Below are 23045 nucleotides of genomic sequence, written 5' to 3'. Positions count from 1 at the left end.
GGTCATTGGTCATTAGCAAATAAGAAAGACAAAGGACAAATGACAATTTATCTGGTTTCCATAGTTTCCACTCGGAAACGTTCAACGGAGGCGATCAAGTCACGGGATACACCTACTAAGTGTTGTAAGGCACCTGAAACTCGCTGTGCTTCTTGAGAAGTTTCTTGTGCGGTCAGTTCTACTGATTGCATTACATGAGCGACGGCGCGGGAGGTTTCCGTTTGTTCCACAGTGTCACTGGTAATAGAGCGCACAAGAATATCGATGCGATTCGCCACTTGAATAATGTTCTCGAGCGATCGCTTGGCTTCTTCTGCTAATTTTGTCCCTTTAATTACTTGTTGTGTGCCTTCTTCCATCGCGGTCATTACAGAGCCTGTTTCGCTTTGGATTTGCATCACAATTTGTTCAATTTCCTTCAGGGATTTAGCAGATTTATCTGCTAGCTGACGCACTTCATCTGCGACGATCGCAAACCCACGTCCAGCTTCTCCCGCCCTTGCCGCCTCAATACTAGCATTGAGTGCTAACAAGTTTGTTCTGGAAGCAATTTGAGAAATCAACGCCACAATTTTAGAAATTTCTTGGGAAGATTCCGCCAACCGCTTCACTTTGCGAGTGGTTTCAGCAACGGTTTCCCGAATTTCTAAAATCCCCGCCACGGTATTTTCTACTGCTTCGCCACCTTTGAGAGCGATCGTACTAGCATCACGAGCAACGGTTTCGGCTTCCCGCGCCGCCTCTGCTACCCGCTGAATCGAGTCGGTCATCACCTGTACAGAATTCAGGGTTACTGCCAACTCTTCTGCTTGCCGCAAAGCATCACTAGATAAGGCTCTGGCAAAGGTTTCAGAGTTGGTTGCACCTTTTGTCACATCCTTTGCCGCGACTTTTACCTGTTGAACGATATCCCGCAGGTTTTGAATTGTCAGGTTAAAGGCGTCAGCTACGGCTCCCAGTACGTCGGCTGTCACTTCAGCTTGGACTGTTAAATCGCCTCTAGCAGCTCCTTCCACATCATCCAAGAGACGAATCACCTGACGTTGCAGGTTTTCTTTGGCTTCCTCTTGTTCATCGGCTTTGCGTTGGGCTTCACTTGTGGTTGTGAAAATTACCCGCGCCATTTCATTAAAGCCAGTGGCTAAATGCCCCAATTCATCTTCAGAAAACACTGTGGCTTGAGCATTTAGATTTCCTTGACGCACAGCTTCAAACTGAGCTTGGAGATCATCAGTTGTGCGCCGAATTTGTTTAAGCGCCAGATTCCCCATAAAGCCTGCGGTAGCAAAACCTGCAATTCCAGCGGCTAGTGACATTGCCCAACCTGTGTTTCGGACTGATTCTCGTTGTTGGGCTGGCGAAAATGTAGTGGCGACAAAACTAACTGTGGCTACAACCAGTGCCGAGACAATGCCCACACTTCCAGCAATTAACCATTGTTTCCGTTCGATAGAGGCGTTCTCTAATGGTGCTAACCATCCTTGCTCGATGCTGACGTTGGGTTCTAGTTTTGAGACATCTGTTTGACTAAAGACTGGAACTCCTTCATGGGAACCAGTCATTGAGAATAGTTCCTCTTCGCGATCGGCTGTATTACTGGGAAAAGCCTCCGCCACTTGAGGGCGTCCAGTATCACTAGTTTCTGCTGGAGCAGAACGCATTGCTAGATCGCCGAAGTTAGAATCTCCTTCGATCAGGTCAAACCCTGGAATGCTGCCTAAATCGTCAAATTCCTCAAAATCATCTAAAAACTCGATATTGCTCTTAGAATTTTCTCCATTCAGTATATTGTTTGAATCTTCATAAGAACTTAAACCCTCTGAGCCAAAAGCAGACTCAAATGCTTCCATATCAAAATTTTCATCGTCATCAAAACTATTTTTACCGATGACTTCACCTGATTTAAACTGCTTTTCTTTCAGAGGTAGATTGCTACTAAAAGAGGAATAATCATCAGATAAACCTGGCTGTAAATCAGATTCTGCTTCAATATTTGGTGATTTCAACCAACTATGTGCTTCGGTTTCAGGCAAATGTTCTTGACTATCGTATCCCAACTTATTTGTTGTTGCAGAACCATTTCTCAGTTCTTCTTCAACAATTAGTAAAGTTTCGTCTTCCAGACTAGATTTTTTATATTCTAAATTCTCAACATTCAGGTCTGGAGACTTTGATTCACTCAACAAATCAGGGAAATTATTCTCGTTATTACCAGTTTGTGAATTAGAGAATGAAGAGTTATTATTGTCATTAGTTGAACTGGCATGAGGATAATTTATCTCATTGTCTGAGAATTGACTATTTACTAATGATTCTTCCCGACTATCTTCTGACATATCTTCCTGCCAAAAAGCAGGTAACTCTAATTCGGTTTTATCCTCCCATTTGCTATTTAACTCTTGTTCCTGTGATTCTTCATTCATGGCAAAAGGGTCGTCACCAAAAGCTGTAGAAGAATCTGATATTTTTACTGTTCCAATACTATCTTCTGTGGGTATGTCAAATGGACTTTTTGAAGATAGCTCTTCAACGCCATCCACATTTTCTTGATGCTCTCCAAAAAAGTTAAAATCAAGGTTATTGCTGTCAAACTCCTCACTAGCGCCCAAATCTTCTAACTCTGGTTCGCTATATGCCAGTGCATCAGACATCTCTGAGGAATTTATTTGCCCTTGACTTCCTGATATATCAACCTGCCCACCGAATGACTGTAAATATTGATTGATATTCTCAATTCCATTATTGGCAAAACCAATAATTTCTCGATCGTTAGTCAAGCCTAATACCTGTTGATATTCTTCTTTTGCTACATCGTACTGCTGCAAAACATAGTAGATGTGACCCCGTAACAAATGGGAGTTAGGGTCATTTGGTAAATTTTGCACCACTTGGTCAACTAAAGTGGCGGCAACCTCATAATTTCTTTGAACATAGGCGGTCATCGCCTGTTGATATGTTGGCTCGTAATTATCAATACTTGCTGCCATTTCCTCCTCCAATTTCATCCTGCCCACCGCGCACTCCGTAAAATTGCCATTTGATCGAGTAGTCGGAGACACTGGTTGTTTTTAGCACCTAATGACCACTCTCCACGTAAAAAGGGAGCCATAGTATCTGGAACAGTAGTTGGTGGCATGAGATTTTGGACATCCAGCCAATCCATACCACCTATTTCCTCTACTGCTAAACCCACTATTGTGTCTTGCTCTTCAATGGCAATCACCGAAATTTCAGCTCTATCCGTGTTTAATGCACTTGCTTCCCCCAGAAATTGACCCAAATCAGCCACCCAAATAACTCGACCTCGTAAATTTAGAGTACCCAAAAGTAAAGGAGAAGCATTAGGAATCGGGGTGATTCTATCAGGACTTAGTTCAATTACCTCCCGAATGCCAGTTGCTTGTAGTGCAAACTCCTGATGCGAGGGAATGTAAAACCTCAAATGTAACTCACCTTCAGGACTTTCTACTTGTAATTCTGGTCGGAAGTGGTCTTGACCGCTGCCACTTAAAAAGTCCGGTTTGCTGACCATATTGTTTTTATCCTTATCCTCGCAGCAGTTGTTTGACTGTTCCTACCAACTCGGTTGGTTGAAATGGTTTGGCTATGTAGGCGTCTGCACCCTGCTTCATCCCCCAGTAGCGATCAAATTCTTCACCTTTGGAAGAACACATAACCACAGGGACATTTTGGGTTTTTGGATCGGATTTTAACCGCCGACAAACTTCGTAGCCGTTCATTCGGGGCATGACAATATCCAATACCACTAAATCAGGAGGTGCTATTTGAATTGCCTCCAATGCTTCTAATCCGTCACTGGCATGGGTCACTGTTAGGCCAGTTGCTTTCAGGAGGTCTGTAATCATCTCCCTTTGCGCGATACTGTCTTCCACAATCAGAACTGTGCTCATAAGTGTCTATTTACCTCCTGATGTAGACGTTCCTACTTGGAACATTCCCTGATTCCTCCGCAAGTATTAACTGTATAAATTAATTCTATGTTTTCACTATTTTCCTGGATATTGACGTTTCACGGAGTTGGCTGACTCTGTGATAACATCTTTTAACTCATCTTTTAGTAGATCAACCAATCTTCGATCTCTTCATGTGTCCCATAGATGAGGGAGATGAAGGAGAAATAATCAATACCCCATGCCCAATTTTTATTGGTTGTTGATATATTTCTCCACAAGCATGAGTAACTCAGTGTCTGTAAATGGTTTTGTTAAATAATCTGTAGCCCCGACCATCCTAGCTTTGACTCGATCGATAAACCCATCTTTCCCAGTAAGCATGATAATCGGTGTGAGCCGAAATGCTGTTGAATGTCGCAGCATCGCACAAACCTCGTACCCTTCTAATTCCGACATAGCAATGTCGCATAAAATTAAATCTGGTTTGAGTTGAAAAACCAGACTCAATGCCTCTAAGGGATTGGTGAGAGCGATCGCTTCATAACCTTGTGGTTGTAAGATGGAATTTATAGTCTCACCGATGGCGATCGCATCGTCAATACATACTATCCGCCCCCTCTGTTTTCCCTTCAATTCCCAGTTATCCGTGTTAGTATCAGGTTGACTTGTCTCTGAATATACTAGTTGAAGCCAACTCTGTTGCACATATGGATATATTGCCTTAGCAACTGTCAAAATGTCCCGGTTGAGATAGCGAGCCAGCTGACGCAAGGTTGTTTTACCATCAGCCCAATGTTGTAGCTTATTTACGGTTGCTTCTGGCAGAGAAGATTGTAGCTGAACTTTGTCAGATAGCACTGGTAATTGTTCTGGAGACTGAATGTGGGGATAGAGTTGCTTCCACTCTTGCAGCTGCTTCGTAATTTTTGTAACAAATGGTGTAATCTCGAAAGTGTTTAATTGTGGGGCAAGTGCCACAGCTTGATGGAAAATGAAGTTACCTTGGCGTAAACTCAGCAGGTCAAAGAGAGTTTCATGCACCAAGCCCTGAATGATACTACCAGCTATCTTTGGGTTGATGATATTCCGCTCCAAAAGTGCCCAAAGATAGGCATACTCTGGCGAGTCGGTTGGCGGTAGGGAGGCAATTTGTTTGTCGGTGAGTCGCATCTCAACTCGGTAATGACGTAAATAATCGCTAATTCTGGATAAACTACTCTCGCCTTGTTGGCAATAGATAATTTGACCATTTAGGAAAAAGACGAACCAAGACTGTTGTTTAGGGCGATAAATGCTTGCTGCCTCTCCACCCAGTTTGTTGTGATGGTGAGAGCTATAAGCCTCCACCCACAATTGCCCGGTTCGCTGTCCCAATTCAATCAATTGCAGGATACTGCAAATGTCAATTTCATTTAAATTTCCCTGCATTTAGCTAAAAAGTACTCCTTAAGTATTGCTGAATTCTGACCTCTTCTTTAAGTATTGATTATGGAGTATTGGAAAGATTGTTACTCTGTTCTTATTGTCATCAGGGAATACATTAAACTATAAACCTTTATCTTTCGTAATACACTTTGACAAAGCTAGTGTTAACACGGAAGTCATCATCACTGTCATCAGTACAAAATATAAAGGCGCGACCAGGTCGCTTCTATAAGTATCAAGACGTAATATCTCGCGTCTATAGTTTTGTCTGTCTTGTTCTCTTAAACTTCGGTTGAGTGAGACAAGTTAACAGAATTATTTAAGGTATATCTCAAAACACGAACTTTAAGTGCATCAATAAAGGACTAACGGTGTGCTGTATTTAGCAGAAGTACAAAAACAGAAAGGTGGTTTACTCAGTGGTGGTGCTAAAACTGAACTGAAACTGCTAGCTTGTCAGCGAACTGACCAGAATTGGAGTACTGTGTCGGAAGAAGTGATTGCCGCTGAGGACGCAAGCAAATTAAATGATGGCGCTTTGGTACTGGTTGAACTGAATCCGAATCGTCAAGTGCAACGGATTCAAGAAGCAGGGCGTCCACTAGTCAACATTTTGCAAAATTTTTCCCGCCAGTTGGAGAAATTTAAGCTCAAGGAAGATGAGATTGATCAGTGGAAACAGTCACTAACGTTTCAGGCGCAAGAGTTGAATCGCCGTGAAATGGACATGGAAGTACGCTCGGAACAGTTGCAACAATTGGAGGAAGAGTTGCAACACCTGGAGGAGCAAAAACAAGAAGTTGACACCTCGCGCCAGGAAATTGAACGGTTACAAACAGAAGTTGAGCGCAACCGCCAAGAGTTGGAAGGTGCTTGGGAGCATTTACGCGGTGAGCAGCGTCGCCTAGAAGAACGTCTTGCGGATTTTAAACAAGGGACGGTTTTGGATGAGGAGCAAAGTCGAGTAATGAGTGAGTTACTCGATCGCTTATCTAGCCGTGTTGTTCCGACGGAAACAGTTAGAGAACACCTGCATCTGGCTTTGGAATTGGTCGAAAAGCAGCAAGCTACTCTTACTCCGCACTGGCAAAAACTGGAGGAGCAAAAAATTGCGATCGCACAACAGCAAGAAGAAGTAGAGCTATTGTCACAAACCTTTAGCGATCGCCAAAATGCATGTCAAGAAGCACAAAATTCTCTAGTGCAGCAAACGGCCCAATTGCAGATCAATACAGCAGACTTTACCAGTAAACAAGAGTATGCTCGGATCATCAAAGAGCAGTTACGAAACGCCGAAGAGTTATATCAACAGATTCACTCTTTAGCTGCAACATCTGGTGATGTAGTTCTCGGTCAGCAAGCTGATGTGGAAGCTTTGGATAAAATACCTTTAGAAGAACTACAAAAGATAGTGCAAGATTTGCAGCATAAGTTAGAAATAGATGCTACCTTTGTTCACGATCAAGAACAAGAACTGACATATAAACAAGAAGCTATAGAAGAACTTCAAACTAAAATAAATCACGCATCTGACCATGACCACATTAATCTGGAACTGGAATTAACAGATGAAAAAGACCTCTATCAGATGCTCAACTCCAGTTTGGTGGGACAACGCCGCAATATGCTACAGCATCAGAAGTTTCTCAAGCAGCACCAAGCTGTACTGCTGCGACGCCAAGGACATCCTGTCACTCAAGAAGAAGAAAGCAACAACAAAATTAATTTAGAACCGATTCTGTTACAAATTGAAACCCAACGACAACAATATTCACAGGAAATCCAAAAGCTAGAACGTGAGATTGAACAGATTCGTTCTGGGATTGAGCTAAATCAGGGAATGATTGACAATCAAACTCACGATCTAGATGAAAAGCGCCGAGAACTGAAAGCGATCGAGGAAAACTTACTATCTCTACGAAGAACAACTGCTGAATTCTGTGGTCGGGTGAATCTTTATCAAGAAACACTACAACCAATTCAGGATTCTCTAGATGGATTACGGCAAAAGCTGCAAGGAATTGGAGAATCTTTGGATCAATTCCAGGAAACTGGTGATTACCAAGTCCAAGCGATCGCTCAGTTGCGTCATACTCTCCAGAGTTTAATGCCTCAGCCGGAATTACTGGCGTCTTAATAAGTTCTGGGGTTTTGCATAGAACAAAGGGCTTGAAAAACTGCTTCTATGCAACCTCACAGTAATCAGTATTAGAGAACTGTTATCACATGACAGGGCTGCGAAATGTAGGTTTCAAAGCCTTTATTTTTAATTAGTCTGCCGAGGCTGACTATGTTTGTGTAAGCACCAATTCTATTCGTTAAGTATTTTGCCAAATTTGGATGTTCCAAATATTTCAAGCATTACCATTGTGAAAAAGGCTGTTTTACTAAATTGCTGTTGAAATATCTGGAATCATCAGAAACTTCTTCTCCAATCCAGGTTGGTAGTTCAATTTGTTGGTTTTCATCACTGAGTTCAACTTCTGCTAATATTAATCCTTTATTAACACCATCAAACTCATCTATCTCCCAAATTAAACCACCTGATTCTATTTTATATCTCTTTTTTTCTATAAAGGGACGTTCACACAATGTCTCAAGTATTTCTTGAGCATCTTTAACAGGAATAGGATACTCAAACTCTAATCTGGAATATTTGATATTGGGGCCTTTAATGGTCAAATAACTTTTTGACCCGACTATACGTATACGTACAGTCGCTTTATCTTGTGTGGCAATGTATCCTTGACGATATACACTACCTTCCGCTAATCCTCTCCAGCTATCTCCTCTCACTAAATATTTTCGCTCTATTTCTTTTGCCATTTTACTTACTTGATTATTTACTTTTGTATCTCAGAAATAATATGTTTGTTCGCTAATTATAATCAACTTATACTACAGGGGATTACAAAATTTTTCTGAGGAAAGCTCCGAATTTCGTTATTTTACTTCCGTGCTTTAAGTATCTACTTAACTATATGATGTAATAAATTTATAACTTGGTTATTTTGTCAAGTCATTTTCAAAAAATAATTCTATGCGATCGCCCCGCAGTAGAGTTACGCCATACTTAATCACATTAACAGTTTGATCAACATTTACCGACTTTGCTGGATGGGTTGATTGAGTGACCCCTGTACCGCTTTGTCAACCTGCTACACAGTTCTTCTGGTCAAGTTATCTTGGCTATAAGTAATTTTTAGTATTCTTCAATCAATCAACTGATTCTGAATCAGACCTGAAGTGCATTTAAAATGGGAGAATATCAAGAATCATTAGGAGGAATCAATTGTCATAACTGTGATAGTTGCAAAGTGGACGATTGACGAATATCACTGCGTGATTGACGCTGACATTTTGAGCGATCGCAACAAAAACTAGATGCACTTCAGGCAGAATTTGATATCCGCAGCGAGAAGTTTAAGCAGATGAAGAAAGCTGTAGCTATTGAGGATGGTACAGCAGTCAAGTTTCCATTAGAACAGCAGCTTCTTGATGAAGAAGCAAAACTAGCATCTCTTAGCGATGAACTAGATAAAATTTAGTCTGCATTACAATCATAAGACTTATGTAAATATACAGTTATTTGGTGGATGTAAATCAGGATTTCCTCACCCAGAAAACAAGTAAAATGAAGATATTCAGCTAATTGGTGTTTATTTATACTATTTCAAATTTTTGTAGTCGTTATACTCATAACTTAGGTTCTACCTGGGAATTAGGAAGTGGCTTTGCCACTTCTTTTTATTTATCTGGTAGCCCAGTCAAAAATAAATTAAAACTTAAAAGTAATTTTGTTGAACTTTTAACCTAATACGTTTGGTGTTAGTAATATTTTGCAAGGGAAGATCCCCCCAATCCCCCCTTTTAAGGAAGGTTAAGGAGGATCAAGTCTTAACCCAAGCGTATTGACTTTTAACCTTTATTAGTTGTTATACCGTTTCACAAAATCTAGTACGCATCCATTGGTAGGGATGTACAGATGTACGCCCCTACAAACGATTCATTTATTGCAAAGATTTTTGACAATGGGATGAGATTGTGACCATTTAATTGGCCAATTAGTCTGACAGAATTCTGGGCATATAGACATGATGTTAGTCATTACTCATTGTATCTTGCCATCTCTCACGCTTGGGCTTGCTCTCCACATCGCGCGATCGCGCTTCTTTCCAAGTACCCCACATTAGGGATTGCTGTTTTTCAACATGGTTAATAAACTGCATAATTGACTGATCTAATTTGATGGGAGTTTTCAAATCAAACTGAATTGTTTGGAGAATCTTGATGTCACCCATGAGAAAGTACTTAGCTACAATCTTAGTCAGCCATAGCACAACTCTATTGCATAACCAACCAAAAATTCCTTTACGTTTTTTAGTCATCAACAGAACTTGACCTTCAGTTTTTCCCCCTTCGTAGAGGCGAACTGCAACCATCATGTGGACATGGAAGAAATCAGGGCCAAGTGTTACAATGCCAATGCTACCGTACCAATAGCAAATACTGTAAGTTATGGCATTTTTGTAGAAAACACGGATGAGCTTAATGAAAAAGGAATTATCTTTGATGGGTGTAGTATTACTGAAGATAATCGCATTTTCATTCAGTTCTTGTCTTTCAAAAATAATCTCTACTGGCAGTTTGTGAACTGTATTGAGGTGTTGAGCATCAATCGCATTAATCATCACCACATTGGGGTGACAGTTGATCACAAAATGAGAATGGATGGCGATATCACACTCTTTTTGTTCCAACTCTGGAACAAAAGGTAGGGGTTGTTGTGGTATTTCTCCAGTCCAAACCCAAATCATTCCGTACTTCTCAGCAGTGGGCCAAGTTTGTAACTTTAGGGAAAGCGGCGTATCTAAACATGGGATATCAATACACATCCCTTCAGCATCAAACTTCCAGTGGTGGAAAAAACAACGTAGTGCATTACCCTCAACTTTGCCTTCAGCAAGGTGAGCGCCCATGTGTGGACAATACGCATCAAAGGTAACAACTCTTTTGTCCTTACCACGGTAAATCACTAGTTCTCTGCCCAAAATTGTGACAGGTTTTACTTCACCCACCCGCAGATTTTGAGAAGGTATTACCCAATACCATCCCTCAATAAAACGCTCTGGATTATTGAAAATTTTAGGTTTACGGATTGAGCTAAAAGTCTGCGAGTTGAGATTCATTTTTATGGTTTCACTTGAAGTGAAGCAGTTGATCTAGAATTAACATGAGAACTAAAAAAAAACAGTTACTTTCAGTACTATGAGAAAAAGTTACCCAATAAATGCATGAAATTCATAAGGTATAATTTAAAAAAACATTATTTCATGTGTTAAATTTATGTCAATTCAATACAAGTTTAAATAAGCTAATATCCATTCAGAATAGATGTTTGAAAAATGAGAACTTAGTAAAATCTCTAATTAAATAAAATTTTCAAATACTGGTGTCAATATTTGTATAGAATCTCAAATGACTTAAATAAATTAGCAAAGTATAGCAATCCTAAATCAACGTGAGTTCGATGAACCTCTCCCTCTCAGAAATGGAAAGGGAGAAGCAATGAAAAATTCAGCTTTTTGCTCCCCTCTCCGTGTCGGAGAGGGGTTGGGGGAGAGGTCAAATAAGACTTGTCAAACTCACGTTAAATCATTTGTAAACAACGAGATTCCCGACTTCTTAGATAAGTCGGGAATCTGAATCTTGTTATTTTCACAAATTAAATAGGATGATGATATGTAATAATAATTACAATAGTTGGGAAATCTACTGTGTTAACTCAAGATAAAAAACTGCTTTTAATTGGTCAGGTAACAGATTTAAGCGGAATCCCCATTAGGACAATTCGTTATTACGAGAGTTTAGGTTTAATCAATTCATTAAGACGAACAGAGGGAGGCTTTCGCCAGTTTTCATTGGATGTGCTAACTCGTCTAGCATTCATTAAAAGGGCGCAAAATCTTGGTCTTAGCCTAGAAGAGATTGGAAATATTCTTCACGTTTATGACCAAGGACAAACTCCCTGTGGTGAAATCAAAGAAAAACTTGAAGAGAAGGTTTTGCAGATTGATCGCCAAATTGATCAGTTGTTAACTTTACGCTCTGAAATAAAGGGATTACTTTCAGGTTGGAAGAATATCAGCGACCACCATGAGGATACAATTTGTCCGATTATTCAAAATCCTCCTCAGTGCTGTTAGTGGTAGCAGGGCGTTTAACCTGGGATAAGTAAATAAAAAGTAAGAAATGAAGTTTGAGCAATTTCTTCATTATTCACTCATAACTTAAGATTCAGGACTTTTATAAAGAAGAAACCACCACAACTCTACCCCAATTAAGGCTAAACCTGCGATCGCAACACCAACTTTCAAGCCCAAAGGTTGCTCAATGCGTTGAAATTGGCTAGTTTGCTCTGACGAGTGGGCTGGCATTTCGGCTAATGTTATACCTGATGTGCTAGTGAGCAGCACTACAGCTATCAGGCTTCCCCAAAGCGTTTTTTTACTGAACATTTCCTAAATTACCCTGCAATTATGAGATAGCTTTTGGTTGAAAGTTACGCAACCTGAGGGCATTGCTAACAACAGAAAGCGAAGAAAGAGCCATCGCAGCGCCGGCGATAATTGGATTGAGTAACCAACCAAAGATAGGGAACAAAATTCCTGCTGCAATGGGAATACCAATGACGTTGTAAATAAAGGCAAAGAAGAGATTTTGCTTGATATTGTTAATGGTGGCGCGGCTTAGTTGAATTGCTGTGACAATTCCTTGCAAATCTCCAGAAATTAGGGTGATATCGCTTGCTGCGATCGCTACATCTGTTCCCGTACCAATAGCAATTCCCACATCAGCCTGTGCTAGCGCTGGCGCATCATTGATGCCATCACCTACCATTGCAACAAGGGATTGGTGATTGGGGAAGGTGGGGCCCCCTCTGGGGATAAGGGGTAATGGGGATTGGGTATTTTTCCCTAGTCCCCAGTCCCTAGTCCCCAGTCCCTCTCTTTGCAAAGATTGAATAATTGCCGCCTTTTGGTCTGGACGCACTTCGGCAAAGATTCGCTGAATGCCAACTTGTCTTGCGATCGCATCAGCAGTTTTACGATTATCTCCGGTGAGCATTACTACTTCTAAACCTAACTTTTGTAAAGCTTTCACCACTGCTGCTGAGGAGGGTTTGAGGGCATCAGCAATACCCATTATTCCTTGTAGTTCGCCATCTACAGCAATCAAAATGACTGTTTTACCAGCAGTTTCCCAAGCATCTTTATACTGCTGGAGACTTATGGTGTTAATTCCAAGTTCTGTTAACCAGCGTTGTGTACCAATTTGCACAAGCTGATTTGCAACAACTGCTTGCACGCCACTACCTGCATTAGCTGCAAAGTTCTTTGCATCTATTAAACTCACTTCTTGAGACTGGGCGTATTTCACCACCGCTGCTGCTAAAGGATGCTCAGAATTTCGTTCTACCGCTGCTGCTAATTGTAAAAGCTGGATTTCATTACTATTAGCTGTGCCGTTGACAGTTACAAAGTCTGTAACTGTCGGTTTACCCTGAGTCAAAGTGCCAGTTTTATCTAAAACGATGGTTTGAATTTTGTGTGCTAGTTCTAAGCTGTCCGCACCCTTAATCAAGATGCCATTTTCTGCACCTTTGCCCGTTCCTACCATGACAGATGTGGGAGTAGCTAAACCCAAAGCACAAGGACAAGCGATAATTAGTACACCCACCGTTGTCATTGTGGCTAGAGTGAGGTTGCCCGTGAAAATAAACCAAATGATGAAAGTGGTGATCGCAACGGCAATCACAGCTGGTACAAACCATCCTGTCACTTGATCTGCCAAGCGCTGAATTGGTGCTTTAGAACCTTGCGCTTGTTGCACTAGTTTGACAATTTGAGCCAAAAATGTATCATTTCCGACTCGTGTCACCCGAAACTGAAATGCACCCGCACCGTTAATCGTCGCTCCAATTACCTCATCTCCTGGCTGCTTTTTGACTGGCAAACTTTCACCAGTCACCATCGCTTCATCTACCGTCGAAGCGCCTGCAATAACTTCGCCATCTACTGGAATCTTTTCACCAGGACGCACCAAAATCACATCGTTGATTCTGACTTCGGCGATGGGAAGATCAATTTCCCTACCATCACGAATGACTCTGGCATCTCTAGCTTGTAGTCCAATGAGTTTGCGGATGGCTTCAGAAGTTTGTCCCCTAGCACGATTTTCCAACAACCGCCCCAGCAAAATTAAGGTAATGACAATGGCGGCAACTTCATAATAAATATGAGGAATCAAGCCCTGAGCAATAAAAAATTTCGGGAAAATAGTGACAAACAAAGAATATAGATACGCTGCACTTGTGCCCAAAGCAATCAGCGTGTCCATCGTCGCCGTATGGCGCTTGAGGGATTTCCAGCCATTTTGATAAAAAGATCCACCACACCAAAAGACGACGGGTGTTGTTAGCACTAACTGCACCCAAGAATTTTGTAGGAAACTTGGAATTAAGGGTAAGTTCAGCCCAGTCATCATGGGCAACGACCCCAAAAGTAGGAAAATGCTGATTACACCTCCCACTACTACCTTGAGGGAGAGTTGGCGTTGTAATGCTTGCCTACTCGCTTTCTCAGCATCATCTTCTTCGGAGAGCAATTCTTCCTGGAGTGAGTCACAAGAGTATCCCGCAGATGCGATCGCAGTTTGGATTTTCTCTAAATTGGCTAGAGAGCGATCGTACTTGATGGTGGCTTGCTCTGCTCCAAAATTAACGTTGCAGTCAATTACCCCAGAAACAGAGCGAATTGCCTTTTCGATATTATTGGCGCAAGCAGCACAACTCATGCCTCGAAGTTTGAGTGTGAGAGTATCCATAAGTAGATGAACCGCTGTGATTGGTGTGGGAGGATCTTAAAAATTAAGCAACTGGATAGCCAGCAGCAGCCAACGCTTCCTTAATTGCTGTTTCTGATGCTTGAGTTTCTACATTGACCAGCTTGGTTGTTGGATCAGCCTGAACGCTAGCATTGGCATCGACTGCCTGAAGTGCTTTGGTGATCTTGCTTGCACAAACAGAACAAGACATGCTGGGAACTGTGAGTTGGAGAGTCATAGATTTACGGGATAAAATACACAACCTAGCCAGATTAAGCTGGATGACTGAGACGTATCCCTCACACGTCAGAAATTTCTGGTTGAGGGTCGCCTTGAATTCATCCTAGACTCTCTAGCCGGCTAGAGAGTCTAGAGATTTTTAAAAGTTTTTCGCTAAACTTCAAATTTCTTTACAAGTTTGGTTTAACTGAGTAACTTATATCTTGCACCAGGCGACTAGAAGTCGCGGCTACACAAGACTTCTAGTCGCCTCCGCAGGTTGAAAAGCCTTGATTTTGCCTTAGTCCGCGTAGGCGGACGTTTGTATAGCCGCGGTTTCTAATCGCTAGGGCTAGGTGCAAGATGTGAGGTAACCGTTGCCCATCAAAAAATACAACGTACTACAAACACTTGTCATCCGATGACAGTGTGTGTTATTAAGGCTATATAACCACATTAGTCAGAATTAACCTGTTGTTTTGCCCACAGTTCTGGAAAAATGACCTTCTGCACTAATTGAGACGCGGCTGCTGAACCAAGTCTCCTCCTCTCTTCACAACAAAGGGTCTTCTTTAAGACCTTATTTGGAGTTTTCATGCAGCCAAAAAATCTCAAACGTCTCCTGCGTGCTTTAGAGCGGCAAGGTTTAGATGTAACTTATAGCGATGTCTGGCGACAAGCCGCTCCGTGTCTACGCACTTATTCTGTCCGTCTAATTAGTTCTCCCGATGCGCCTGTAGCAGAAGTGTTACTACCAGAAGACTTCCCCGTAGAAGCTAAGGCATTGAAGCAGTTAGCAAATTTAGCAAGCGTCCGTCACCCGTCAGGTGGATGCGTTTGTCGTGCCTGTGCTACGCCTGACTTTCACCCAGGTGATGCGGGTGTTGCTATTGGTTCAATTGTAGAAACTGTGGGTCAGGTCATCCCTGGTGCTGTCGGTTCTGACATCAATTGTGGGATGCGCCTGCATGTTGTTGATTTGACAATCGACGAATTTCTAGCAAAGCGTGACCAATTCGTAGAACGGATGAAGGGGGATTACTTCTTCGGTACGCGTGATGTGACGATGACTGCTGACGCAATGCGATCGCTATTTCAGTATGGAGTTCCTGGTTGGCTGGATGCCATGCTAGATCAGCCTACTGGGAGTGTAGTGAAGTCTGATTTGCAACAACTTGCCCAAGAGAGCAAACGCATCTTCTTAGGTGGTTCAATGGATGGTGACTGGAAACTAGCACCAGAAGAATTGGTTCCCGATGCCGGACTAGTACGCGATGGCGGACTAGCAACCATTGGCGGTGGTAATCATTTTGTCGAAGTGCAACGGGTTGATAAAGTCGAAAATCGCCCACTTGCCCACGCCTGGGGAGTGCGCGAGGGACAGCTAGCTTTTATGATTCACTCTGGTTCTCGAAACGTGGGTAAGTATATCGGGGGAATGTGGCGAGATAAAGCTAAGGCGACTTGGCAAAAAGGTCTGAAGTATCCTGATTCTCAGATTTTTCCTCTTTCTACTTATTCTCACCCCGAACTAGTTACCAGTTACCTGCAAGCTGAAGCCACTGCTGCTAACTATGCATTTGTCAATCGCCTCCTATTAGCGGAACTGCTACGTCTCCGTTTACGGGAAGTATACAAAGATGTGGAAGCACCGCTAGTTTATGACTTGCCTCATAACATCACCTTACCAGGAGGTGAAGGATGGGTGACACGCAAGGGTGCTTGTCCCGCCTATATAGGCCAACCAGTGATTATCCCCGGTTCAATGGGTGCTTATTCTTATCTGATGGTGGGTAGAGGCAATCCAGCATTTTGTAATTCAGCGTCACATGGGGCGGGAAGAATTCGTTCTCGCTTCGATCTCAGTCGCAAAGGTGCATCTCAAAGTGAGACAGAACTGGGATTAACCGGAGTAGACTGCATCACCCTGCGTGAAGAACGCCGAATTGAAGAAGCACCCGCCGCCTACAAACCGATTCAGTCTGTCATTGATGTGCAGGTTGAGGCTGAAATGGTGGACGTTGTGGCGCGGTTGAGTCCGGTGTTGACGTTTAAGGCGTAGCTGCCAAATAAAAAGCCCCTGGTGTTGACCAGGGGTATCCATCTTTATTCCCTACTTATTAGAATCGCATCTGTGAAGCTATAGTAAATCCGTAGTAATGTGATTAACGCATCGACTTGATGATTATTTTGCAATCAGCTAGTTTAGATCGGAATTTACTTAGCTTCATGGAAAAGAGTGATGTCTACGAGGGGCTATTGGCGTCGCTTCTTACTCTTCACTTGATCAAAAAAAGGTTTAGCACTCAGCTAAACCTCTGTCTATATATTTAGTGCTTAAGCAGATACTTAGATTAATTTAGACCTATTTTGATAGCAGTTCATCTTCCTATAGACTGTATCCAAATATGCTGAAAACTGATGCAACATTACTTGATAAGTCATAATAAAAGGCTTGGTTAAACCAAGCCTTTATATATACCAAGCATTTACTACACCAAGATTAATTTAGAATGACTCTTACTTTACTTCATCTTCCTATAGGCTGTGTCCAAATATTCTGAAATCTGATATAAAATTTTCTGGTTACTTGTTAAAAAAAAGGTTTGGCTGTGAACCAAACCTCAATAATTGCTGTGCTTAACAACGTACTAAATTAATTTAGTTCTACTCTGTTTACAGATCATCATCCTAGAGGATGTGTATAAATATTCGGAAATCTGGTATCAGAAAAATTGGTATAAATCATAACTACTTTCTTAAAAAAGTATATAAAAATCTACCTAAAGGATGAAAAAATCTTGGCTTGAAACCAAGCCTCCATATATACTAAATATTTACCACATCTAGTTAATTTAAAATTACGTTAACTTCATTTTATCATCCTAAAAGATGTGTACAAATATTCTAAAAACTGATAGTCCATCAGCTAGGCATAAATTTGAAGAATAATTCTAGATTCTAACGTATAAGAATATCGACGTTCAATTTATCTTTACTCCAATGAGAGTCTATCTTTCGCTAATCTGATTTTTTATAAAAAAAGACCCTGGGTATTATTCCAGGGTGCATACACGTTTTTCAGGCATTAACAGGCTGAATAATAACTCTGTAAAATAGTTATTTCTACTATCCATAGAGTGATAGGAATATTAAGCTATGTATGGTATTAGTAGTTTTTTGTTGCTTGGTCTATTTATATCTGGTATTTTATAATACTAAAATTTTAATATATGATGATCTTTTATCTTCCTTTAGTATCAGGTAAAACTTTATATAATCTGATAATAACCTCTTATTTAGATTAAACTCAGAGATTTGAGAAAAGTATTTTACTGATTCTTACTTAATTGGTGTTACTCACAAAAAAGGCATGGCTAAAAGCCACGCCCTATATATACCAAGTGTTTACCATACCTAGCTAATTTATAATTACTTTGATTCCAGTACATCTGTCTCTAGTAGGTTTACAAAAATTCTACAAAGTGTTGGTAGATTGACAATTTATCGATGTAAAAAGGCTTGTATTAAACTAAATATTAATCTAATACCAGTGCTTTAGACAATTTATGTGAAATTATACTTAATGGTAACTCATATCAATTAAAAGATAAAGTGAGAAGTATGACCTACAAACAAATCTAGGGACTGAGTAAAAAATATATTGTCAGCAAAAGTAGTTACATAACAACAATTATTGTGTGTAATTCTGTCTGAGAATTTGCCAGATATTTAATCAGTCAATTAATAAAAAAGGCTTGGTGATGAACCAAGCCTTAGATAAGAGTAGAGTCTATCAGCAGAATTTAGTTATTTTAGTCTATCAATACATCTATCGTTAGGGAGTATACAAATATTGTAAAAATTGCTATAGGGCGATGATGTAGCCATGAAAAAGGTTTAGCACTCAGCTAAACCTCCATAGAAAGCAGTTATTCGACACACCAGAATTAATTTAGAGCTACTCTTACTTCTGGTCATCTTCCTCTAGGATGTGTACAATAATTATAAAATCTGATAGTAAGTCATATCGACAATTTAACAAATAATTCAACCTCCTTTAGATAGATAAATAGTTAAATATAGGAAAATCAAAATAAAATTTATCCGCTCTCAAACTAACATATAGTAATTGTCTAATTTAATCAATAAATAGCAGGTTTTTTCGGCAAAATTTTGATTGGATTAAACTTCAATTTTTTTCAATTAATTCGTGTATTTAAGCTAGTTTTATTTTCGTGTATGGCAGAAAATATATCTATATTTGAATCTAATTGATTAGAAAAAATTCTCCAAATAATTTTGCGATTGCTAATAACTAAACGAGCATAAATAAACAAAAAAATGTAGTAATCACTGAAAACTTTTACCCTGAATACTAAAGTAATTCCTACGACCCATAATTTGTATTTTCTGTTTAACTAAGTTTACCTACTTAGCAAGTATCTGTGAAATTTTACATTATTTAACCCCTAACTGTTGCAATCCCCTTACCTGGAAATATAAGGTTTGGTTATGATATTTTTTGATATTTTTGTAGCATCTGATACTATATAAAATCTCAATAATCTAGAAACAAATTTATGTACTCGCGCTATGGTAAAGTAGTAGGCAGGGTTAGAGAAACAATGATTGTCAATAAAGAAGCAATATCTCACGGTCAGCCGCTTCTTTTCAGCAACCTATTAAACATTAATCTCTTAGTTTACCTACTTGTAAAAACTTATTCAATCGCATCTGTAAAACTAATTAAGATTGTGTTTTCATTCTATTCAGTACGTAAACTTCAGTACGGAATTTAACAGCTAATCGTTTGGATTACTTGTTTATCCAGTATCTTTAAAAGCTCAAAGCATACACAGGTAAAGCGATACTGTTATAAATAATCATCTGATGTTTCTATATAAACTTATGATGAACTCATTCAGAAAATATTCTGTAATTTTGCGTATAATCGAAAAGTATCTGCTAAACCTATCAGCTTGAGGTTTTCTTACCTCAGCAATTTTGTGTGGATAAGGATTACCAACTAGGCAAAAGCAAAATACAAACTAATCCTGACTGACCACTATTCTTTTGTTCCCAGGATTTATCGTCTTTATCTTCCTATAAAGACGATAAATCGTAATAAAATCTTCTGGAGAAGAGATGTATTTGACAAATTCATTCATGAGTGATGAAAAGAAGCAAAACTCTCACCAGCCTTTGATTTTGGCAGTGGAAGACCATGATGATAGTCTTCTACTAATTAGTTATGCCCTTGAGTCAATGGGTTGTAGATTTATTTGTCAAACAGATTGTTCTGCAACGGTGCTGGTAGCTAAAGAGTATCAACCAGATTTAATCTTGTTGGATATTTTGTTACCAGGACTCAGCGGTATCGATGTTGTGCGTCATCTGAAGCAAGAACCTCTAACTTGCACAATTCCAGTGGTAGCAGTCACAGCTTTAGCTAGCGCAGAAGATCGTGAGCGTATCCTCAAGGCGGGGTTTAATGATTACATCAGCAAACCTTATATGATTGAGGAATTAGAGGCTATAATTTGCCGTGGGCTTGGGAGAAGATTGGGTATTCACTCCGCTTTTGAGCTTTGTCAGGATTAGCAGTCCAACAGAGAAAGATGAAGGTGAAGGAGAAGAACTTATTATTAAGACTGACGCAGCAACGCGGAAGGTTTTTTAATAAGTAATTAGGCGGTATATGATATCAAGTGTTCTTAGGTAGTTGCACAGTAAACAAACTACCTTTACCTACTTCAGAGGTGACCTGGATAGTTCCTGTGTGCCCTTCTACAATCCGGTGGGATAGATGTAGTCCTAAGCCACTACCTGAGCGTTTATTTCTGCCTTGGCGAAATCGCTCGAAAATTGTTGCTTGATCTTCAGGCGCAATTCCATATCCTGTATCTTGTATCTCGATTGTTACCAAATCTGGATTTCCTGAATGAGGTGATGTTTCAAAAATGCGGATTGTTATGCCTCCTGTATCTGTAAATTTGATGGCATTTGCGATCAAGTTGTTTAGCACCCGCCGTAGTTCCAAGCGATCGCCCATAATAATACCAGCGTTTTTACCCAGGGTATCTAATTTACTAGTGTCTATTTTCAAGATTAAGCCTTTTTCACTAGTTAGAGGACTTAGTTCGCTGACTACTTCTTGAGATATCTCACGTAAATCGCATATCTCCCAATTCAACGTTTTTTTACCTGCCTCAAAGCGATAGACTTCTAACAGGGTGTTCACCATTTCCATTAAATTTTGGTTACTGCGAATCATGACTGCGATCGCCTGTTTCATTTCCGGCGAAATTTTGCAGAATGTTTCCATCTCAAACAAATTCAACATCCGATCGGCGGCTACTAAGGGAGTTCGCAAATCATGAGTCAAACGGGAAACAAAGTCTTCCCGTTGGCGGGCCATTTTTTGTTGTTCGTCCAGACTGTGCTTGAGACGCAATAGCGATCGCACTCTTGCCAGTAGTTCATCAGTATCAAATGGTTTACGAATAAAATCGTCAGCACCAGCATCCAAACCTTCCACAACGCTCGATTCGTGAAAGGCAGTAATCAACAGAATTGGGATATAAGAGAGTGCAGGGTTCTTCCGAATCCGACGTGTGACTTCATAACCATCAATCCCCGGCATCATCACATCTAACAAAATCAGATCGGGTGGAGATTGGTCAATTTGCCGCAAAGCCTTTATTCCATCTGAAGCCAAATCAATTTCATACCCCTCACTTTCTAAAATTGTTTGAACCAAAATAAGATTATCTGGAGTGTCGTCAACTGCGAGGATACGATAAATTTTATTATTTTCAACTACAGACATGATTTATCAACTTTTATCAATTTCTTTGGAAGTAATTTATAGTTTAAATTTAGGATATCCTATTGGTGCTTTCCGGCTTTGAGAAGATGATTGATGTGGATTCTTAGCAGAGCAAAAAACTCCGTCACTATCTCCCTGTATAGGTGGAGGTTCGCCTGCTCCCGTCGGCAATGTGATTTGACGCGGCAATTCAATTTTAAACATTGAACCGATCCCCAATTTGCTCTCAAGAAATATTTTGCCGCCCATCATTCGTACCAGCGAATCTATAATTGCTAAACCCAGACCTGTACCTGGATATTTGCGAGTGATAGTTTGATCGACTTGCCGAAATGCTTCAAAAATACGTTTAAAATCTCTGGGGGCTATACCAATACCTGTATCCTGAACAATAATTGCCACTCGATTTGCAGGTAGTTCCTTAACCTCAACCCAAATATCCCCAGACTCTGTGAACTTAATGGCATTAGAGAGTAGGTTAATTAAAATCTGTTTGATCCGAACTGGATCATTAAATACCAAAGGATTTTGCAAATCGGTTTGCACTAACAATGAGAGATTCTTGGCGTCAGCTAGGGAACGCATTTCAGCGACAGCAAGATTTATTACCTTTGATATATCAAATATTTCCGCCTTTAAGTCTAATCGTCCTGCCTCTAGCTTGGAAAAGTCGAGAACTTCATTGAGTAGCATCAGCAAATGCTTCCCATTATTTAAGATGCGCTCAACCATATCTGCTTGCTGGTGCGTTAGTTGACCGAACTTAGGACGCAATAGTATTTGCGAAAAACCAATAATCGCATTCATTGGCGTTCTGAGTTCGTGGGACATAGTTCCCAAAAAATGTGATTTTAGTAGTGATGCCTCCGATAGCTTGAAGTTTTGCATTTGAATCAGTTGCTGTTGTCTCTCCAATTCTTGGTTCTTACGAATCAGTTGTTCATGAGTTTCTCTGAGTTGCTGGTTTGCCAAATCTGCCTGCATTTCAGCCCGATAAACCCGAATCGCACTCCGCAAAACCTGTGCCAAGCTTTCTGGGGATATTCTCGACTTAGAGAGATAGTCTGTAGCACCAGCTTCGATTAATTGGAGAGTAATTTGTTCATCTCCTTGACCAGTTAGGACTACTAAAGGAACTTTAATTTCCGAAAAACGTAACTGTTGGATCAAGGTTAGTCCATCTTGGTCTGGTAAGTGATAGTCGAGGAAGACACAATCATAGGCACTAGTGCTTAAGGCAGAAAACGCATCATTACCATTGCCTACTTCAGACAGTTCCATTTGAACACCTGCTTTAGTCAGGGCACAACGAACTGCCATCCGGTCTACTTCGTCATCCTCTACAACCAAAATTTTCAGCGTCTCTTCCATCGGTTTTTATTTTTGCCGCCAAACATAGGTTGATGTATAACATTTCTCTTTTCAGATTATCCAACTAAAGAATATAAGATTTCGGACATCTAAAATCTGTAACTTGATTGACTAAGACATTTTGCATAATAATCGAATACTTGTTGAGCGTTGCCATTATCTCAACAAAGTTAAGCAAGGTCAAAGGCGTCAGGATATATCCAGTTTGGACATTTCCTTGATCTCAATTCAGTCTGTTGTATCTTCAATCTGGTTAATTTGCCAAAGCCTGGGAATTAAACTCCTCGCAAATGACCAATGGCTCTCAAAAAATTAGCAACTAACAAATCGAAAACTATTGAGCTGAAAACAGCAGACAGAACTGACATAAAGTAAAATAAAATACTTTACTAAGCTTA

The 23045-nt window shown here is 40.3% G+C and carries 15 protein-coding genes; 4 read left to right on the top strand and 11 right to left on the bottom strand.

Going from position 1 to position 23045, the window contains the following annotated elements; genetic code table 11:
- Positions 1-47: 47 nt before the first annotated feature.
- The 4 genes from HWQ44_RS16960 to HWQ44_RS16945 form a co-directional block, all read right to left on the bottom strand.
- On the bottom strand, positions 48-2987 hold the full coding sequence (locus HWQ44_RS16960) for a methyl-accepting chemotaxis protein (protein ID WP_292720674.1): 2940 nt from the start codon (positions 2985-2987) through the stop codon (positions 48-50).
- Between the two features lie 14 nt (positions 2988-3001).
- Positions 3002-3532 (bottom strand): chemotaxis protein CheW, encoded by a 531-nt coding sequence (locus HWQ44_RS16955; protein WP_292720672.1) that lies wholly within the window; start codon positions 3530-3532, stop codon positions 3002-3004.
- Between the two features lie 13 nt (positions 3533-3545).
- The gene (locus tag HWQ44_RS16950) at positions 3546-3911 is read right to left on the bottom strand and encodes a response regulator (protein ID WP_069073698.1); all 366 of its coding nucleotides are present in this window, start codon (positions 3909-3911) and stop codon (positions 3546-3548) included.
- A 252-nt stretch (positions 3912-4163) separates the two neighbouring features.
- Positions 4164-5342, bottom strand: coding sequence for a response regulator (locus HWQ44_RS16945; RefSeq protein ID WP_292720670.1), 1179 nt, complete (start codon positions 5340-5342; stop codon positions 4164-4166).
- A 370-nt stretch (positions 5343-5712) separates the two neighbouring features.
- Between HWQ44_RS16945 and hmpF the strand changes: the two genes are divergently transcribed.
- A complete protein-coding gene (gene hmpF / locus HWQ44_RS16940; RefSeq protein WP_292720668.1) occupies positions 5713-7476 on the top strand; it encodes a pilus motility taxis protein HmpF in 1764 nt (587 codons plus the stop codon).
- Between the two features lie 224 nt (positions 7477-7700).
- Here the strand turns inward: hmpF and HWQ44_RS16935 are convergent, their stop codons facing one another.
- Positions 7701-8165, bottom strand: a complete 465-nt coding sequence (locus HWQ44_RS16935) for a CYTH domain-containing protein (RefSeq protein ID WP_292720666.1) — start codon at positions 8163-8165, stop codon at positions 7701-7703.
- A gap of 1274 nt (positions 8166-9439) precedes the next feature.
- Entirely contained in the window at positions 9440-10528 is a 1089-nt protein-coding gene (locus tag HWQ44_RS16930; protein ID WP_292720664.1) for an aromatic ring-hydroxylating dioxygenase subunit alpha, read from the bottom strand.
- Between the two features lie 588 nt (positions 10529-11116).
- On the opposite strand from HWQ44_RS16930, the gene HWQ44_RS16925 reads away from it, so the two are divergent.
- Positions 11117-11545: a heavy metal-responsive transcriptional regulator gene (locus HWQ44_RS16925; RefSeq protein ID WP_292720662.1), complete on the top strand. Its 429-nt coding sequence runs from the start codon at positions 11117-11119 to the stop codon at positions 11543-11545.
- 84 nt (positions 11546-11629) lie between these two features.
- On the opposite strand, the gene HWQ44_RS16920 is transcribed toward HWQ44_RS16925, so the two are convergent.
- The 3 genes from HWQ44_RS16920 to HWQ44_RS16910 are packed head-to-tail and all read right to left on the bottom strand — an operon-like array spanning position 11630 to position 14463.
- Positions 11630-11857, bottom strand: a complete 228-nt coding sequence (locus tag HWQ44_RS16920) for a hypothetical protein (RefSeq protein ID WP_292720659.1) — start codon at positions 11855-11857, stop codon at positions 11630-11632.
- 19 nt (positions 11858-11876) lie between these two features.
- The gene (locus tag HWQ44_RS16915; protein ID WP_292720656.1) at positions 11877-14225 is read right to left on the bottom strand and encodes a heavy metal translocating P-type ATPase; all 2349 of its coding nucleotides are present in this window, start codon (positions 14223-14225) and stop codon (positions 11877-11879) included.
- Positions 14226-14268: 43 nt separating this feature from the next.
- A complete protein-coding gene (locus HWQ44_RS16910; protein ID WP_292720653.1) occupies positions 14269-14463 on the bottom strand; it encodes a heavy-metal-associated domain-containing protein in 195 nt (64 codons plus the stop codon).
- A 576-nt stretch (positions 14464-15039) separates the two neighbouring features.
- Here HWQ44_RS16910 and HWQ44_RS16905 point away from each other — a divergent pair.
- Both HWQ44_RS16905 and HWQ44_RS16900 read left to right on the top strand, forming a co-directional pair.
- Entirely contained in the window at positions 15040-16506 is a 1467-nt protein-coding gene (locus tag HWQ44_RS16905; RefSeq protein ID WP_292720650.1) for an RtcB family protein, read from the top strand.
- A 3086-nt stretch (positions 16507-19592) separates the two neighbouring features.
- On the top strand, positions 19593-20048 hold the full coding sequence (locus tag HWQ44_RS16900) for a response regulator (protein ID WP_292720649.1): 456 nt from the start codon (positions 19593-19595) through the stop codon (positions 20046-20048).
- 103 nt (positions 20049-20151) lie between these two features.
- Here HWQ44_RS16900 and HWQ44_RS16895 read toward each other — a convergent pair whose 3' ends face one another.
- On the bottom strand, positions 20152-21276 hold the full coding sequence (locus HWQ44_RS16895) for a hybrid sensor histidine kinase/response regulator (RefSeq protein WP_292720646.1): 1125 nt from the start codon (positions 21274-21276) through the stop codon (positions 20152-20154).
- A gap of 36 nt (positions 21277-21312) precedes the next feature.
- Positions 21313-22647 (bottom strand): hybrid sensor histidine kinase/response regulator, encoded by a 1335-nt coding sequence (locus tag HWQ44_RS16890; RefSeq protein ID WP_292720643.1) that lies wholly within the window; start codon positions 22645-22647, stop codon positions 21313-21315.
- Between the last annotated feature and the right edge of the window lie 398 nt (positions 22648-23045).

Origin of the sequence: Nostoc sp. JL34 (assembly GCF_017114945.1) — a bacterium.
Taxonomy (GTDB): domain Bacteria; phylum Cyanobacteriota; class Cyanobacteriia; order Cyanobacteriales; family Nostocaceae; genus Nostoc.
This window is presented reverse-complemented; position numbering and strand designations above follow the sequence as displayed.

Bases quoted from the DNA above. Each gene is read 5' to 3' on its own strand.
- HWQ44_RS16960 (WP_292720674.1), bottom strand. From the start codon at position 2,987: ATGGCAGCAAGTATTGATAATTACGAGCCAACATATCAACAGGCGATG.
- HWQ44_RS16950 (WP_069073698.1), bottom strand. From the start codon at position 3,911: ATGAGCACAGTTCTGATTGTGGAAGACAGTATCGCGCAAAGGGAGATG.
- HWQ44_RS16955 (WP_292720672.1), bottom strand. From the start codon at position 3,532: ATGGTCAGCAAACCGGACTTTTTAAGTGGCAGCGGTCAAGACCACTTC.
- HWQ44_RS16935 (WP_292720666.1), bottom strand. From the start codon at position 8,165: ATGGCAAAAGAAATAGAGCGAAAATATTTAGTGAGAGGAGATAGCTGG.
- HWQ44_RS16905 (WP_292720650.1), top strand. From the start codon at position 15,040: ATGCAGCCAAAAAATCTCAAACGTCTCCTGCGTGCTTTAGAGCGGCAA.
- HWQ44_RS16900 (WP_292720649.1), top strand. From the start codon at position 19,593: ATGTATTTGACAAATTCATTCATGAGTGATGAAAAGAAGCAAAACTCT.
- HWQ44_RS16895 (WP_292720646.1), bottom strand. From the start codon at position 21,276: ATGTCTGTAGTTGAAAATAATAAAATTTATCGTATCCTCGCAGTTGAC.
- HWQ44_RS16945 (WP_292720670.1), bottom strand. From the start codon at position 5,342: ATGCAGGGAAATTTAAATGAAATTGACATTTGCAGTATCCTGCAATTG.
- HWQ44_RS16930 (WP_292720664.1), bottom strand. From the start codon at position 10,528: ATGAATCTCAACTCGCAGACTTTTAGCTCAATCCGTAAACCTAAAATT.
- HWQ44_RS16920 (WP_292720659.1), bottom strand. From the start codon at position 11,857: ATGTTCAGTAAAAAAACGCTTTGGGGAAGCCTGATAGCTGTAGTGCTG.
- HWQ44_RS16890 (WP_292720643.1), bottom strand. From the start codon at position 22,647: ATGGAAGAGACGCTGAAAATTTTGGTTGTAGAGGATGACGAAGTAGAC.
- HWQ44_RS16915 (WP_292720656.1), bottom strand. From the start codon at position 14,225: ATGGATACTCTCACACTCAAACTTCGAGGCATGAGTTGTGCTGCTTGC.
- HWQ44_RS16910 (WP_292720653.1), bottom strand. From the start codon at position 14,463: ATGACTCTCCAACTCACAGTTCCCAGCATGTCTTGTTCTGTTTGTGCA.